Annotated in this window: 14 protein-coding genes; 5 read left to right on the forward strand and 9 right to left on the reverse strand. The window is 53.9% G+C overall.

All coding sequences use genetic code 11. The features are described 5' to 3' along the window. Positions 1 to 44 precede the first annotated feature (44 nt). Positions 45 to 386 (forward strand): Grx4 family monothiol glutaredoxin, encoded by a 342-nt coding sequence (grxD, locus tag ABRP31_RS05005; RefSeq protein ID WP_349972100.1) that lies wholly within the window; start codon positions 45 to 47, stop codon positions 384 to 386. A 165-nt stretch (positions 387 to 551) separates the two neighbouring features. Here the strand turns inward: grxD and bfr are convergent, their stop codons facing one another. The 4 genes from bfr to pyrC all read right to left on the reverse strand — a co-directional run bounded on the left by bfr (position 552) and on the right by pyrC (position 3,594). Continuing rightward, positions 552 to 1,025, reverse strand: coding sequence for a bacterioferritin (gene bfr, locus ABRP31_RS05010; protein WP_027900754.1), 474 nt, complete (start codon positions 1,023 to 1,025; stop codon positions 552 to 554). A 201-nt stretch (positions 1,026 to 1,226) separates the two neighbouring features. Beyond that, entirely contained in the window at positions 1,227 to 1,445 is a 219-nt protein-coding gene (locus ABRP31_RS05015) for a bacterioferritin-associated ferredoxin (protein ID WP_087269118.1), read from the reverse strand. A gap of 434 nt (positions 1,446 to 1,879) precedes the next feature. Beyond that, positions 1,880 to 2,551: a ribonuclease T gene (gene rnt, locus ABRP31_RS05020; protein WP_027898437.1), complete on the reverse strand. Its 672-nt coding sequence runs from the start codon at positions 2,549 to 2,551 to the stop codon at positions 1,880 to 1,882. After that, on the reverse strand, positions 2,548 to 3,594 hold the full coding sequence (gene pyrC, locus ABRP31_RS05025) for a dihydroorotase (protein ID WP_087269124.1): 1,047 nt from the start codon (positions 3,592 to 3,594) through the stop codon (positions 2,548 to 2,550). The genes rnt and pyrC overlap by 4 nt, the downstream gene beginning before the upstream one ends. 146 nt (positions 3,595 to 3,740) lie before the next feature. Between pyrC and ABRP31_RS05030 the strand changes: the two genes are divergently transcribed. Together ABRP31_RS05030 and ABRP31_RS05035 are read left to right on the forward strand one after the other, a co-directional pair. Further along, positions 3,741 to 4,646 carry an OmpA family protein gene (locus tag ABRP31_RS05030; protein WP_349972101.1) on the forward strand — a complete coding sequence of 302 codons (906 nt, stop codon included), beginning with the start codon at positions 3,741 to 3,743 and terminating at the stop codon, positions 4,644 to 4,646. A 132-nt stretch (positions 4,647 to 4,778) separates the two neighbouring features. Further along, the gene (locus ABRP31_RS05035) at positions 4,779 to 5,996 is read left to right on the forward strand and encodes an argininosuccinate synthase (protein ID WP_087269130.1); all 1,218 of its coding nucleotides are present in this window, start codon (positions 4,779 to 4,781) and stop codon (positions 5,994 to 5,996) included. A 932-nt stretch (positions 5,997 to 6,928) separates the two neighbouring features. On the opposite strand, the gene ABRP31_RS05040 is transcribed toward ABRP31_RS05035, so the two are convergent. Next, positions 6,929 to 7,456, reverse strand: a complete 528-nt coding sequence (locus ABRP31_RS05040; protein WP_349972102.1) for a hypothetical protein — start codon at positions 7,454 to 7,456, stop codon at positions 6,929 to 6,931. 1,254 nt (positions 7,457 to 8,710) lie between these two features. Between ABRP31_RS05040 and ABRP31_RS05045 the strand changes: the two genes are divergently transcribed. After that, positions 8,711 to 9,337, forward strand: coding sequence for a response regulator transcription factor (locus ABRP31_RS05045; RefSeq protein ID WP_025261490.1), 627 nt, complete (start codon positions 8,711 to 8,713; stop codon positions 9,335 to 9,337). Between the two features lie 119 nt (positions 9,338 to 9,456). Here the strand turns inward: ABRP31_RS05045 and ABRP31_RS05050 are convergent, their stop codons facing one another. The 4 genes from ABRP31_RS05050 to metG all read right to left on the reverse strand — a co-directional run bounded on the left by ABRP31_RS05050 (position 9,457) and on the right by metG (position 13,615). Then, on the reverse strand, positions 9,457 to 9,639 hold the full coding sequence (locus ABRP31_RS05050) for a PA3496 family putative envelope integrity protein (RefSeq protein ID WP_087269143.1): 183 nt from the start codon (positions 9,637 to 9,639) through the stop codon (positions 9,457 to 9,459). A gap of 106 nt (positions 9,640 to 9,745) precedes the next feature. Next, positions 9,746 to 10,384, reverse strand: coding sequence for an endonuclease III (gene nth, locus ABRP31_RS05055; protein ID WP_087269146.1), 639 nt, complete (start codon positions 10,382 to 10,384; stop codon positions 9,746 to 9,748). Then, positions 10,381 to 11,436, reverse strand: coding sequence for an electron transport complex subunit RsxB (gene rsxB, locus ABRP31_RS05060; protein ID WP_349972103.1), 1,056 nt, complete (start codon positions 11,434 to 11,436; stop codon positions 10,381 to 10,383). The genes nth and rsxB overlap by 4 nt, the downstream gene beginning before the upstream one ends. 130 nt (positions 11,437 to 11,566) lie before the next feature. Then, positions 11,567 to 13,615 carry a methionine--tRNA ligase gene (gene metG / locus ABRP31_RS05065; RefSeq protein ID WP_349972104.1) on the reverse strand — a complete coding sequence of 683 codons (2,049 nt, stop codon included), beginning with the start codon at positions 13,613 to 13,615 and terminating at the stop codon, positions 11,567 to 11,569. 318 nt (positions 13,616 to 13,933) lie between these two features. Between metG and apbC the strand changes: the two genes are divergently transcribed. After that, positions 13,934 to 15,028: an iron-sulfur cluster carrier protein ApbC gene (gene apbC, locus ABRP31_RS05070; protein WP_349972105.1), complete on the forward strand. Its 1,095-nt coding sequence runs from the start codon at positions 13,934 to 13,936 to the stop codon at positions 15,026 to 15,028. Positions 15,029 to 15,108: the final 80 nt, after the last annotated feature.

Below are 15,108 nucleotides of genomic sequence, written 5' to 3' on the forward strand. Positions count from 1 at the left end.
ACCGTGTCGACAACTGAGTCGGAAAAGTTAAGCCGAGGTGCTCCATGGATATCATCGAAACGATCAAAGACCAGATTGCCAACAACACCATTCTGCTCTACATGAAAGGTGCTCCGAATGCCCCGCAGTGCGGCTTTTCGGCAAAAGCCTCTCAGGCATTGATGGCCTGTGGCGAAAAATTCGCCTACGTCGACATCCTGCAGAATCCTGAAATCCGCGCCAACCTGCCAAAGTACGCCAACTGGCCAACTTTCCCACAACTGTGGGTTGCCGGTGAGCTGGTAGGCGGTAGCGACATCATCACTGAAATGCAGGCGGATGGTTCGCTGCAGGAGTTGGTGAAAGGCGCAGTTGCCAAAGCTGCTGCGGGTAACACCGAAGCCTGATTACTGGCTGCGTGTACCTGTAGGAGCCGCCGAAGGCTGCGATAGCATTCTAATGATGCTCCGTATTTCTCAGCCTCTGGCAGCTCCTACAGATTATCACCGGGATCAAAAAAGCCCCGCTTTCTCTCGAAAGCGGGGCTTTTCTATTTCAGCAGATCTGACGAATCAGTCTTCGCCCATCTGCGATTGCAGGTAGTTCTCGATGCCGATTTTCTCGATCAGGCCCAGTTGGGTTTCCAGCCAGTCGATGTGTTCTTCCTCGGACTCCAGGATATCTTCCAGCATTTCGCGACTACCGAAGTCACCAATGACTTCGCAGTGAGCGATGGCTGCTTTGAGATCAACCAGGCCTTTGTGCTCGATCTTCAGGTCGCACTCAAGCATTTCCTTGGTGTGTTCGCCGATCAGGATTTTGCCCAGCTCTTGCAGGTTAGGCAGACCTTCGAGAAACAGGATGCGCTTGATGAGCTTGTCAGCGTGCTTCATCTCGTCGATGGATTCGCGATACTCGTGCTTGCCCAGTTTGTTCAGGCCCCAATCTTCATACATGCGCGCATGCAGAAAGTACTGATTGATTGCGACCAGCTCGTTTCCGAGGATCCTGTTGAGATGCTGGATGACTGTAATGTCGCCTTTCATTTTTGAGGTCCTGCCAATGGTTTGTATATATAAAGGGCGAGTTTGAGCCGCGCGTATTAGTCTGTCAAACCTAAGTTATTGAATAGTAAGTGAAAATAAATAGTAATAAGAATGTTTGTGTTCCGCATCTTGACGCTAAGCGTTTGAATTACGGGCATAAAAAAACCGGACACGAGGTCCGGTTCTTTGAATTCGGTTGAATCAGGCGGCTGAAAATTCTGCCGGATAAGCCAATGAAGCCTGGCTACTCTGTAATTCGGTAAGGGTATCGCGTACCACTTCTTTGGCTAAACAGGCGCATTTACCACATTTGGTGGCAACACCCAGCGTTTCACGAACGTCTTTGTAGCTGCAGCAACCCTCGAAAATTGCATCGCGGATTTGACCGTCGGTAACACCTTGGCAGAGGCAGACATACATAAATGAGAACCGTCGCTGTAATTTCTCGTTGCCGGGGATACTAATGTTAATGAGAATGCTTGTCAAAACTCATTGAGAAGGTTTCTCTCGGGACCGACGAGTGGTGAAACACCGTCGGGCGGCTGCGCTGAGTGCGTTGGATTTGCGGTACTCCATCCGGCTTCGCGGCTGCCTGTTGAATCACTATCACGGGCAAGCTGTGGCCTTATGCAGCATGATTAGCTATTTGAACTGGAATGATTTCCGTAGGAGCGCACGAGCATCGCGAGGCCGCGATTACGGTGGGTTCAGGCAGAAAGCTATCGCTGCCTCGCCGTGCTCGTGAGCTCCTACAGAAAACCGTATTTCCTGTAGGAGCCGAGCTTTTTCGCAATGGCGTCGGTCAGTTCAAAGCAAACGTTGCAGTTGGCAAGACCCGTTGCAGGCCCTGGCAATCAATCGCCGAAGTCCTCCCAGCCACCCATCTGTTTCCAGCGGTTGACGATCCCGCAGAACAGTTCAGCGGTCTTTTCGGTGTCGTAACGCGCTGAGTGCGCCTCACGGCCGTCGAAATCGATGCCGGCTGCCTGACAGGCCTTGGCGAGCACGGTCTGGCCATAGGCAAGCCCGGCCAGCGTGGCGGTATCAAAGCTGGAGAACGGGTGGAACGGATTGCGTTTCATGTCCAGTCGCGCAACCGCAGCGTTCAGAAAGCCCAGGTCAAAGCTGGCGTTGTGGCCGACCAGCACCGCGCGCTTGCAGCCATTGGCCTTCAACGCCTTGCGAACACCGCGAAAGATATCATTCAGTGCCGTCTCTTCACTGACCGCCATGCGCAGCGGGTGATCGAGTTTGATGCCGGTGAACTCAAGCGCAGCCGCTTCGATGTTGGCGCCTTCAAACGGCTCCACACGGAAAAAGTGCGTGTGCTCCGGGAACACAAAGCCATCTTCGTCCATGCCGATGGTTACTGCTGCGATTTCCAGCAGGGCATCGGTCGCGCAGTTGAAACCACCGGTTTCTACATCGATGACGACAGGCAGGTAGCCGCGAAAGCGGGCGGCCATCGGGTGGCGCGAACCGCCGCCTTGACCTTCCTGTTCGTCGTCGAAATGATCTTCACTCACGCGTGTTTCTCCAGCAGACGCCAGCGCAGTTTTTCACCCGCGCGCAGCGGTATTACGGACAGCTCGCCAAACGGCAGACTGGTGGGCGCGGTCCATTCTTCACGGACCAGCGTAATGGTGTCTTTTGGCAGTGGCAGGCCGTAGAACGCAGGACCGTGCAGGCTGGCGAAGCCTTCCAGCTTGTCCAGTGCATTGCGTTGCTCAAAAGCTTCAGCGTACAACTCGATAGCGGCGTAGGCGGTGTAGCAACCTGCGCACCCGCACGCATTTTCCTTGGCGTGCTGAGCATGCGGCGCCGAGTCGGTGCCGAGGAAAAACTTCGTGCTGCCACTGGTGGCGGCATCGAGCAGAGCGGTCTGATGCGTGTTGCGCTTGAGGATCGGCAAGCAATAGAAGTGCGGACGTATGCCGCCAACCAGCATGTGATTGCGGTTGTAGAGCAAATGGTGCGCAGTGATCGTCGCGCCGACATTGGCCGATGCCTGATTGACGAACTGTACGGCCTCGCCGGTGGTGATGTGTTCAAACACCACTTTCAGGGTCGGGAAGCGCTCAACCACGCGGGTCAGATGCTCATCAATGAAGATTTTCTCGCGGTCGAACACGTCAATGTCGCTGCGTGTTACTTCGCCATGGACCAGAAGCGGCATGCCGACTTCGGCCATGGCTTCAAGAACCGGAAAAATCTTGTCTATGCTGGTCACGCCCGAGTCGGAGTTGGTGGTCGCTCCGGCGGGATACAACTTCGCGGCATGGACAAAACCGCTGGCCTTGGCCGTCCGGATATCTTCCGGCTGCGTCAGGTCGGTCAGGTAAAGCACCATCAGCGGCTCGAAGCGGCTGCCGGCCGGCCGGGCAGCCAGGATGCGTTGACGATAAGCGTCGGCTTCCTGAGCATTGCGAACGGGCGGTACCAGGTTAGGCATGATGATTGCGCGGCCAAAAGTGCGCGCAACGTCAGCAACGGTGTGGGGCAAAACAGCTCCATCGCGGAGGTGAATGTGCCAGTCGTCGGGACGCAAAAGGGTCAGGAGGTCGGACATTGGGGATTCCAGGCGGGTCAAACTCGCTGGGAATGCTACCGGAAAAGACTCTCTCAGGCACCCGCTATCAAGTTTTGTAGGAAGTTACCGATAGCCCGTTGTAGGAAGTCTTTTTGTTATGCGGTCATTTTTTAGTGGAGCCTCCCGTGCGCCAGCGATATCTAGCCCTGCTCAGCGTGTTCGCCAGCTTCCCGGCCATGGCCATGACTTTCCAGACACGTCTGGAAAGCATCGAATGGAAAGTGGAAGGCGATCAGTTCGAGTGTCGCCTCAGCCAGCCCATCACCGATTTCGGTGCGGGTGAGTTCGTGCGCCGTGCGGGTGAGCAGGCGACATTCCGGATCAAGTCGGCCGGAGGCATGCCGGGCGGCGGCTCGGCGACCCTGTTGGCTGCTGCTGCACCATGGCAGCCTGGGCGCGGTGACATCAACCTGGGTTCAGTCAAAGTCAATAACGGCGAGTTTCCGTTCAGCAGTTCTCAGGTGCAGGCAGGTCGGCTGATAAGTGGTCTGATGGAGGGCCGCAGTCCGGTCATCCGTCATTACTCGCGTGATACCTCCGGAACCACAGAAGTGCGTCTGTTACCGGTCAAGTTCAACAAAGCCTTCAGCGACTATCAATTGTGCGTCACCAAGCTGTTGCCGATGAATTACGACCAGGTAAAACAGGGCGAAGTCGGTTTCCCCGGTGGTGGTATTGATCTTGATGCGCAAGCCAAGGCCCGACTGCAGACCATCGTGGCCTATCTCAAGGCCGATCCGACCGTCAATCACATCGAGCTGGATGGGCATTCGGATAACAGCGGTAACCGCCTGACCAATCGAGACCTGTCTCGCCGTCGTGCGCTGGCCGTGATGGATTATCTGAAGGCTCAAGGCATTCCAGAAGAGCAGATCACTCTGCGTTTCCATGGCGAGCGGTATCCGTTGGTGCCTAACACCAACAACGCCAATCGTGCCCGAAACCGCCGGGTGAACGTCCATCTGGAGCGCGTCGCGCCCGAGGACAGGCCAGCTCCTGTCGCCGTAAACTCCGCACCTGCAAGGATCTGACGACGGGTCGCCACTCGTCGCCAGGTCGACATAATCTGTCGCTTCATCGTCAGAAGCTGTCGCGCTACTGTAAATCACGCCATTTGAGCGGTAGAATCACCGGTTTTCCGTACAACCCGGTGGAGTAATGGCATGGCGGACGTAAACAAGGTAGTTCTCGCGTATTCCGGTGGCCTGGATACTTCGGTAATCCTCAAGTGGCTGCAAGATACGTATAACTGCGAAGTGGTGACCTTTACCGCTGACCTGGGTCAGGGTGAAGAAGTCGAACCAGCACGCGCCAAGGCAAAAGCCATGGGCGTCAAAGAAATCTACATCGACGACCTGCGCGAAGAATTCGTGCGTGATTTCGTGTTCCCGATGTTCCGCGCCAACACCGTTTACGAAGGCGAGTACCTGCTGGGTACATCTATCGCTCGTCCGCTGATTGCCAAGCGTCTGATCGAAATCGCCAACGAAACCGGCGCTGATGCCATTTCCCACGGCGCTACCGGTAAAGGTAACGATCAGGTTCGCTTCGAACTGGGTGCCTATGCACTGAAGCCTGGCGTAAAAGTGATTGCCCCTTGGCGCGAATGGGACCTGCTGTCCCGTGAGAAGCTGATGGACTACGCCGAGAAGCACGCGATCCCGATCGAGCGTCACGGCAAGAAGAAGTCCCCGTACTCCATGGATGCCAACTTGCTGCACATCTCCTATGAAGGCGGCGTGCTGGAAGACACCTGGACTGAGCACGAAGAAGACATGTGGCGTTGGACGGTCTCCCCCGAGAAGGCTCCAGACACCCCACAATATCTCGAGCTGACCTACCGCAATGGCGACATCGTTGCACTGGACGGCGTTGAGATGACGCCTGCCACTGTGTTGGCAACGCTGAACCGTATCGGTGGTGAGCACGGTATTGGCCGTCTGGACATCGTTGAAAACCGTTACGTGGGCATGAAGTCCCGCGGCTGCTACGAGACGCCTGGCGGCACCATCATGCTGCGTGCTCACCGCGCCATTGAGTCGATTACTCTGGACCGCGAAGTCGCTCACCTCAAGGATGAGTTGATGCCCAAGTACGCTAGCCTGATCTACACCGGTTACTGGTGGAGCCCTGAGCGTCTGATGCTGCAACAGATGATCGACGCATCGCAGGCTCATGTGAATGGTGTTGTGCGCTTGAAGCTTTATAAAGGCAACGTGATCGTGACCGGTCGCAAGTCCGATGAGTCGCTGTTCGATGCAAATATCGCGACCTTCGAAGAAGACGGCGGGGCTTACAACCAGGCTGATGCTGCGGGCTTCATCAAGCTCAACGCACTGCGCATGCGGATTGCCGCAAACAAGGGCCGCAAACTGTTCTAACGGCTAGTTCTGAAATGAAGATGCAGCACCTTTTCGGTGCTGCATCCGGGATTAGGTGGTTCCGGCCTGCTTACCGCCTGCATTGCACTTGCATAGCGATCGTCTTCCAGACTCGGTTGATGACACTCTCATCCCTGCCGGGATTGATACACGTCCTTAATTGTTGAAACGATGGATCAGTTCTCCACGATATTCTGTGGCAACCTCAAAAGTTTCATGAGTTTCCTCGGGTTCGACCTCCTCGGTAAACCTGATCTAACTGTATGAATTCAGCGCTTGCGGATCTCCAATAGGCTGCTGCGCACGTCACAATAATTTTGCAGCTTTGATATCAATGCCAAGTCATTGAGTGATAGCTACAGCGTCATAAGCTCCTGTAGGTCGCAATGCCGAGTTTTTTGGTTTGGGTATTAATTCAGTATTTGAGTAGTACTGTTTAATGCGTACAGATTTGCGTGACCGAATAGCGTGTGAGGTCCTTCACTCATCGTTGATCGAGCCGCTGCGAATATTAATATCATTCCGCTACGATGTTCAGATTCGCTTTCTTGCAGTCAGCAGTCTAATTAGACTGTTCGCTGGTAGGCTCCGTAGGGGGGTAAAGTACGCGGCTGTTAAAGTTGAGGGTCAAGAAGAATAATATGACCAGTGTCGATGGGAATGCGATAAGAAACCATATATAGATCTGGCGATTTTCATCGTCTAGGTAAGGGAGCACCGTGGTCGCTGACGCTTCACACAGAGCAGCAAACATCGCGATGATGCTGATAGGGTTGATAAGGCGAGGTAATAATTTCATGTCATCCTTCTGCAAATAGATTGTGGTGTTATAGGGGTAATTAAAAAGCAGGGTGGGCATAATCTGTTTATATTTTGACCTCCCGAGAAAGCAGCCAAGAGCTAACTGGCCTGGTTGGCTGTGATGTTACTCATCACGGCGAAGGTTCGTTTTCGTCCGTCTTGAATTCGAATCGATAGGCTTTTCCTATATTCCATACTTGTCGCACGTTCAAGTCCAGTATCTTGGCGATTTCGGGCGCGGTATATCCCAGGCTTGAGTAATGCATGGCATGCCCTGCAACGACATCGTCTACATCGGACGTGTCAGAGCGATGTCTATTGCTCACTTCATTTATCGGACGACTGAACATGATTTTTACGCCATGTTCAACGGCGAGTTGCTTGATCTCTTTTTTGTTCATTCGTAAAGAATATTGCAGCGCGCTAAAGCCTGCGCCTTTTGCCACCAATGCCTTCAGCAGCTCTACCTTTTCGGTATTTTCAGTCGCCAGGTGTTCATCCTTTGATCTTGCATTGTCTGTATTCAGCGTTGATGTTTCCTGTTCATCTCCCGAGACCACTTTAATAATGCCGCCCTGGGCAACGAACTGTTCAACGGCTGCCGCCAGATCCAGACTGTCTGCCTCTTGAGGACGAGCGCCAGAATTTTTATTGTTCATGATATATCCCTTTCCGAACATGGTTGTACACATGGCCAATTCAAGGAGAATCGCCGAGCTCGTGTGGGCGCGTTCAGCGAGAGGCTGGGTTGATCGGTCATGTCATGCTGCCCGAATCCTTTCGGCTCTCTACTGGAGGAGAGTCCATATAAAGCAACACTGTTTTAAGTGGGTCAAAGTGGCATCACTTGTTATGTAATTCTCATGTAATCCTGCGTATCTTTTTGAGTATAGAGTGGGATTTCTTGAAAAAGTAACGACTGGTAATAAAATTTGCAAGTAAAAAAATGTCGGTTACATGGATTGTTTTGTCGATCAACAACTTTTCTTACATGAATTTTTTTTGCGTCTGTTAGTGTTGTAGTACATTTCCTGTTTGGCGGCGGAAGCATGGATTTGTGCAGGAATATAGTATTAGCTTTTGGCGGGGTATCCTTTTGCGTGTAACCGGCTTAGATATCTCGAGCATTGGCGGTGCTTTCTCTAATGCCCGTTTAGGTTTTTGAGTTTTAAAGTTATGTAGTACATACATACCGCAAAAAATTTTAAATCCTTATTTGTGTTTGCTGTGTAGTATAGGAATCTTCCGAAACCTAGGTAGGATTTTTCGCAAAATATATATATTTGCAAAATAGACGTCGCAAAGTGTGTAGTTTTTAAACGTGGTGGGATAGGTGTCGCAAATGCTCAGTGGGTACAAGACCTGGCGTTTAAATCCACGCCGCGCTGAAATATTGCGTGCTGCGGTGTCTCGATTTCAGGTGCTGGTGTAACGGAGATGTAACAGCGTATTTTGTTTCGTGGAGCGCACTGTTAATGCCCCACTACACTGGGTATTCAAGCCGCCAGTATTGTCCGGATGATGGCTAGAGGCTATGTACTCCCGTCCACCAGTCTCTAATTCGGGCTCCGCTATCTTCGTTCAGGGTTAACTAAATCACTGTAGCTTCTATTTATTAGTCCAAAGAGGTATTTGAAAAATGCTTGACCCAATCATAATAATTCAATCGATTGATTCGCTCTGTTTCTGCTCGCTTCCGAAAAGGTCAATTAATTTGTCGCTTTCCGAGTTGATGCTCTTGTGATGGCCTGCACTGTCGCGTCATTTAGACTGAATTTTGTAGGAATATTCTGCTGTAGATGTGGGATTGGTCTTTGGCTGTCTGTCCTAAGGGGGGGGCGCCATGCAAAGCACTAAACGACTAGGCTATTGTGCTTGCTCTGAAACTTCGAATAGCGAAAATTGGACTGCCCATGAATAAAGTGCTGATCGTGGACGATCATCCCGTCATTCGCCTTGCCGTACGCATGTTAATGGAGCGCCATGGCTATGAGGTCATTGCGGAGACGGATAATGGAGTGGATGCCCTGCAACTGGCTCGTGAGCATTTGCCCGATATCGTAATTCTCGACATAGGCATCCCAAAGCTGGACGGCTTGGAGGTCATCGCTCGTTTGTCTGCCATGACTCTGCCGTTCAAAGTGCTGATTCTCACCTCTCAGGCACCCGGTCATTTTTCCATGCGCTGCATGCAAGCCGGGGCAGCGGGTTATGTTTGCAAGCAGCAGGATCTTACTGAACTGTTGAGTGCGATCAAGGCGGTCTTGTCTGGCTATAGCTATTTTCCCAATCAGGCGCTGCACACCGTGCGGTCGAGCATGGGTAATGCCAGCGAAGCGGATATGGTCGATCGTCTCTCAGGGCGTGAAATGATGGTGTTGCAACAGTTGGCCCGAGGCAAAACCAATAAGGAAATTGCAGATGGAATGTTTCTGAGTAATAAGACGGTCAGTACCTACAAGACTCGTCTGCTGCTAAAGCTCAACGCTCATTCACTGGTCGATCTTATAGAGCTGGCTCAGCGTAATGGTCTCGTCTAAGGGCGTACCGATAAGGACTTTGAAGCGTTGGATTGTGTGTCTATCCAGCGCTTTTCGCTAAAGCCTCTCGCCCATGAGAGGCTTTGTGTCATGAGGAACGACGCGAAGGTGAGGGCGGTTCAAAGATCGTAGTCGTAATCAGCCAATTGCCTTTGCAGGCGTCTTTCATCCAGCAGGTTGTCGATGGTCCGCCGTTTGCTGAGATTGGTTTTGGCGGGCTCGACAGGTGCGGGCTCCGCGTCATCTGATTCAACTGCAGTGAAATCGTCGTCTACGTCCAATTGCTCTTTGTCGCTGCTCATAAAGTTGACTCCAGACTTAGGCTGTCGTTGGCGCACCTTATAGCGAGTATCTGCGAGCGGGTAAAAAAGATTTTTTCAATCGATCGGTCGTTTAAGTCTCTATCGCTCAATCGTCGGAGGTTTTGTGTTTGTAATCACACAAATCTTCGATCCTGCAACTGCCGCAGCGCGGCTTGCGAGCCTGGCAAACATAGCGGCCGAGCAGAATCAGCCAGTGATGGGCATCCAGTAAGTAATCCTTTGGCACAAACTTCATCAGCTGTTTTTCCACTTCGACTACGTTTTTGCCTGGAGCGATACCGGTGCGATTGCTGACGCGGAAAATATGGGTGTCCACCGCCATTGCTATCTGACGAAAGGCGGTATTGAGCACTACATTGGCGGTCTTGCGGCCAACGCCGGGCAAAGCCTCAAGTGCTTCGCGCGTTTGCGGCACTTCTCCACCGTGTAACTCCATCAGCATCCGGCAGGTTTCTATAACGTTTTTGGCTTTGCTGTTGTACAGGCCGATGGTTTTTATGTACTCGGACAAACCTTCCACACCGAGCTCGTAGATCGCCTTTGGAGTATTGGCGACAGGATAAAGCCGCGCAGTTGCCTTGTTGACGCTGACATCGGTCGCCTGTGCTGAAAGGATCACGGAGATGAGCAGTTCAAAGGGGGTGGTGTAGGCCAACTCGGTCTTTGGGTCCGGGTTGTCTTCGTGAAGGCGGCGAAAGATTTCCTGGCGTTTTGCAGCATTCATGAACCGAGGTTTTCCTTGGGGGCAATGGCTTGCAGGTTGGCCGACAGACTCCGCTCTGCGGCCTCAAGCGCCTGTTCGGCATGTTGAAGCTCAGTCGTCAGGCTCGCGATCTGCTCTGAAGTGGCCTCACTCGTTTGCGCTTTTTTCAATGCGGCGCGGGCCATGGCCAGTTGGATTTTTGCACGTTTGACGCCGCTGTTGTCCACCCGCGGCATCGTTGTCGTGATTGAGCCGGGTTGCGCGGATTGAAGGCTGTTAAGGGCTTGTTCGGCCGTTTCGTATTCTTGCTGCAATTGAACCAGACGTGCTGCCTGTTCAGCGATGGGTGGGTGACCGAACGCTTTCAGGGATTTATTGAGCTGGGCTCTGCTCATTGCTACGTCGATGCGGGCCTTTTTCAATGCTTCGTCATCGACGGCAGAGCTGTGCGCACTTGAGCGCTCCACTGTTGATTGTGTGGGTGAGCGAGGGGCTTCAGGCGCTGCTGTGGCCCTTTGCGCTCGGGCAAGGCGTTCGGTGTGTCGACGCTCTTCTTCGCTACGAAGCCGAGCGTTGCGGAACTCGAAGCGATGTCTCGCCTGGTTGCGCTTTCTGCTGCGATCCTGCTGCTCCTGCGCAGTGAAAGCGAGCCCGCTGACGATTGGGGGCACGGCAGGGGGCAACGGCAGCAGGTCAATGCAGTCCACTGGGCAGGGCGCTACACACAGGTCACAACCAGTGCATTCATCGACGATGACGGTGTGCATGAATTTCGCCGCGCCGACGATGGCGTCGACCGGACAAGCCTGAATGCACTTGGTGCAACCGATACATTCAGCTTCACGAATAAACGCGACTTGTGCCGGCGCGCAACCCCGCTCCGGATCAACGTCCAAGGCTGGCACGCCGAGCAAACGCGACAGAGCTGCAACGGTCTCGGTGCCGCCCGGTGGGCATTTATTGATTGCCTCGCCCTCGGCGATTCCCTCTGCATAGGGCTTGCAGCCAGGATGTCCGCATTTTCCGCATTGGGTCTGGGGGAGCAGGGCGTCGATGCTTTGGATGAGGTTCATGGTTTTGCCGAGTAGGCGAACGGGCGGTGAGCAATGAATAGGTAAACACTCTTCAGCGAGAGTTCAGCTTCTGCAAACAGCACAAACCCGATAACAGCGGTTCAGGCTGTTATCGGGCATGTCTCAAGCCTTACTTGATGCGCTGGCCTGGTTTGGCGCCGCTATCAGGGCTAAGCAGATAGATTTCTTCACCGCCGGGGCCGGCAGCCATCACCATACCTTCCGATATGCCGAAGCGCATTTTTCGCGGTTTCAGGTTGGCGATCATCATCGTCAAACGACCTTCCAGCTCGGACGGATTCGGGTAGGCACTTTTGATGCCTGAGAATACGTTGCGCTGCTCATCACCGATATCCAGGGTCAGACGCAGCAATTTATCTGCGCCTTCAACATGTTCGGCTTTGAGGATCAGCGCGACTCGTAGATCCACGGCTGCAAACGTATCGAAATCGATCTCTGCGGACAAAGGATCCTTGGCGAGCTCGCCATTACCCTCGGGCGCGGCGCCGGTATCGGTGGTGCTGGCCGTCAGGTCTTCTTTCGAAGCTGCAGTCATCGCTTCAACCTTCGCCGGGTCGATGCGGTTCATCAGTGCCTGGAACGGGTTGAGCTGGTGATTGCTCAGCAGCGTCTTGTGGTCATCCCAGGTCAGTGGCGCAACGTTGAGGAATTTCTCCGCGTCGGCAGCCAGCAATGGCAATACCGGCTTGAGGAAAATCACCAGTTGCCGGAACAGGTTGATGCCCAGCGCGCAAACCGCTTGCACTTCATCCTGTTTGCCTTCTTGTTTAGCCAGCGACCAAGGGGCCTTGTCGGCAATCCAGGCGTTGGCGCGGTCCGCCAGACCCATGATTTCGCGCATGGCCCGTGCGAAGTCACGTGCTTCGTAGGCTTCTGCAATGCCAGGAGCGGCAGCGAGGAATGCGTCCGTCAGTTCCGGAGCAGCATTTTCTGCCACCATGACGCCGCCATTGCCCTTGTGGATAAAGCCCGCGCAACGGCTGGCAATATTGACGACTTTGCCAATCAGGTCGGAGTTGACCTTCTGCACGAAGTCATCGAGGTTCAGGTCCAGGTCATCGACGCCTTTACCGAGCTTGGCTGCGTAGTAATAACGCAGGTACTCCGGCGACAACTGATCCAGGTATGTACGGGCCTTGATGAACGTGCCGCGCGATTTCGACATTTTCTGGCCGTTGACGGTCAGGTAGCCGTGTACGTTGATGCCGGTTGGTTTGCGCAGGCCGGCACCTTCGAGCATTGCTGGCCAGAACAGGGCGTGGAAATTGACGATGTCTTTGCCGATGAAGTGATACAGCTCGGTCGTCGAATCCTTGGCCCAGAACGCATCGAAGTCCAGATCCGGGCGGCGTGCGCACAGGTTCTTGAAGCTGGCCATGTAGCCAACGGGAGCGTCCAGCCAAACATAGAAGTACTTGCCCGGTTCGTCCGGGATTTCGAAACCGAAATACGGCGCGTCACGGGAGATGTCCCACTGTTGCAAGCCGGAATCCAGCCATTCGGCGATCTTGTTTGCTACGGCATCCTGCAGGGTGCCGCTGCGCGTCCAGCTTTTGAGCATGGCGTCAAAGGCTGGCAGGTCGAAGAAGAAATGCTTCGAGTCTTTCAGGACTGGCGTGGCGCCGGAAATCGCCGATTTCGGGTCCTTCAGATCGGTGGGGGCGTAAGTCGCACCGCACTTTTCGCAGTTATCGCCGTACTGATCCTCAGTGCCGCATTTCGGGCAGGTGCCCTTGATGAAGCGGTCGGCCAGGAACATTTTCTTTTCCGGGTCGAAGTACTGGGTAATCGAGCGGGTGGCGATATGCCCGGCATCGCGCAGGCGGGTGTAGATCATGCTCGACAGCTCGCGGTTTTCATCCGAGTGCGTCGAGTGGAAATTATCGAAGTCCACCAGGAAGTCACTGAAGTCGGCGCTGTGTTCAGCCTTGACGTTGTCGATCAGTTGTTCCGGAGTGATGCCTTCCTTTTCTGCGCGCAGCATGATTGCCGAGCCGTGAGCGTCGTCCGCGCAGACATAAATGCATTGGTTGCCGCGGTGCTTCTGGAAGCGCACCCACATATCGGTCTGGATGTACTCAAGCATATGGCCAAGATGGATCGAACCATTGGCATAGGGCAGGGCGCTGGTAACGAGGATCTTGCGTGGCTCGGACATGGGGCTCGGCTACTTGAAGTGAAACGGAGGTCGGCCACTATAAAGGTCTGAGGGAATTTTTTCACCCCGTGCTGACTGTAGGAATGTGCGTGCCTAATCGTTGAGCATTGACTGTAGGAGCGCGCTTGCCCGCGATTGCGGTAGTTCATTCAAAAAATTATCGCCCGGTCTGACGCTATCGCGGGCAAGCGCGCTCCTACGGGGCCTGTGATTGTTGCGCGACGGTAAATGCCTTGATTCCAGCGAAACCATGCCTCGAGGTGACAGAAGGGGTAGGATAGCCGCCTGTTTTAGTCAGTCTTTATTCGGGAGTAGCCCATGAGCGCTGTTAATCGCGCAGCGGTGGAAGCCGTTCTTCGCCAATATACCGACCCTTATTTGAATCAGGATCCCGTTACTGCCGGATGCGTGCGTGCCATTGAGGTTCACGGCGAGCGCGTCAGTGTGCAGCTTGAGCTGGGTTATGCGGCAGGGCTGTTCTTGAGCGGCTGGGCGCAGATGCTGCAGATTGCTATTGAAGGTCTGGACGGTGTGACTTCGGCCAAGGTGGATATCGCTTGTGTCATCGAGCCGCACAAGGCCCAAGGGCAAATCCCAGGCCTGGCTAATGTGAAGAACATTGTTGCCGTAGCGTCCGGTAAAGGTGGTGTAGGTAAATCCACTACGGCGGCGAATCTGGCGCTGGCGCTGGCTCGTGAAGGTGCTCGGGTTGGTATTCTCGATGCGGATATCTATGGTCCGAGTCAGGGTGTGATGTTTGGCATCGCCGAAGGTACACGTCCGAAAATCAAGGATCAGAAATGGTTCGTGCCGATTGAGGCTCACGGTGTTGAAGTGATGTCCATGGCCTTTCTGACCGATGACAACACGCCGATGGTATGGCGCGGTCCTATGGTTTCCGGTGCATTGCTGCAGTTGATTACGCAAACGGCGTGGAATGATCTGGATTATCTGGTGATTGATATGCCGCCAGGCACTGGCGATATTCAACTGACACTGGCGCAGAAAGTCCCGGTTGCAGGTGCTGTGATCGTCACCACGCCTCAGGATCTTGCACTGCTGGACGCGAAGAAAGGCGTCGAAATGTTCCGCAAGGTCAATATTCCGGTGCTGGGTGTCGTCGAAAACATGGCAGTGCACATCTGCTCGAACTGCGGCCACGCGGAGCATCTGTTTGGTGAAGGCGGTGGTGAGAAGCTTGCTTCGCAGTACGACGTAGAGCTGCTGGCTTCGCTGCCGCTGTCGATGCTGATTCGCGAGCAGGCCGATGGTGGCAGGCCGACGGTGATTGCCGAGCCGGAAAGTCAGATCGCGATGGTCTATCAGGAACTGGCGCGGCATGTAGGGGCGCGAATTGTGCTGCAAGAAGCGGCCAGCCCGGCGATGCCGAGTATTTCTGTCAGCGACGATTGAGTCTGGATCTGTAGGAGCAACTGTCGAAGGAAGGTCATCTTCGCAACCTTCGGCAGCTCTTACAGGAGTACTGCTTTTTT

Source organism: Pseudomonas caspiana (genome assembly GCF_040224095.2).
In the GTDB taxonomy this organism is placed as follows: domain Bacteria; phylum Pseudomonadota; class Gammaproteobacteria; order Pseudomonadales; family Pseudomonadaceae; genus Aquipseudomonas; species Aquipseudomonas caspiana.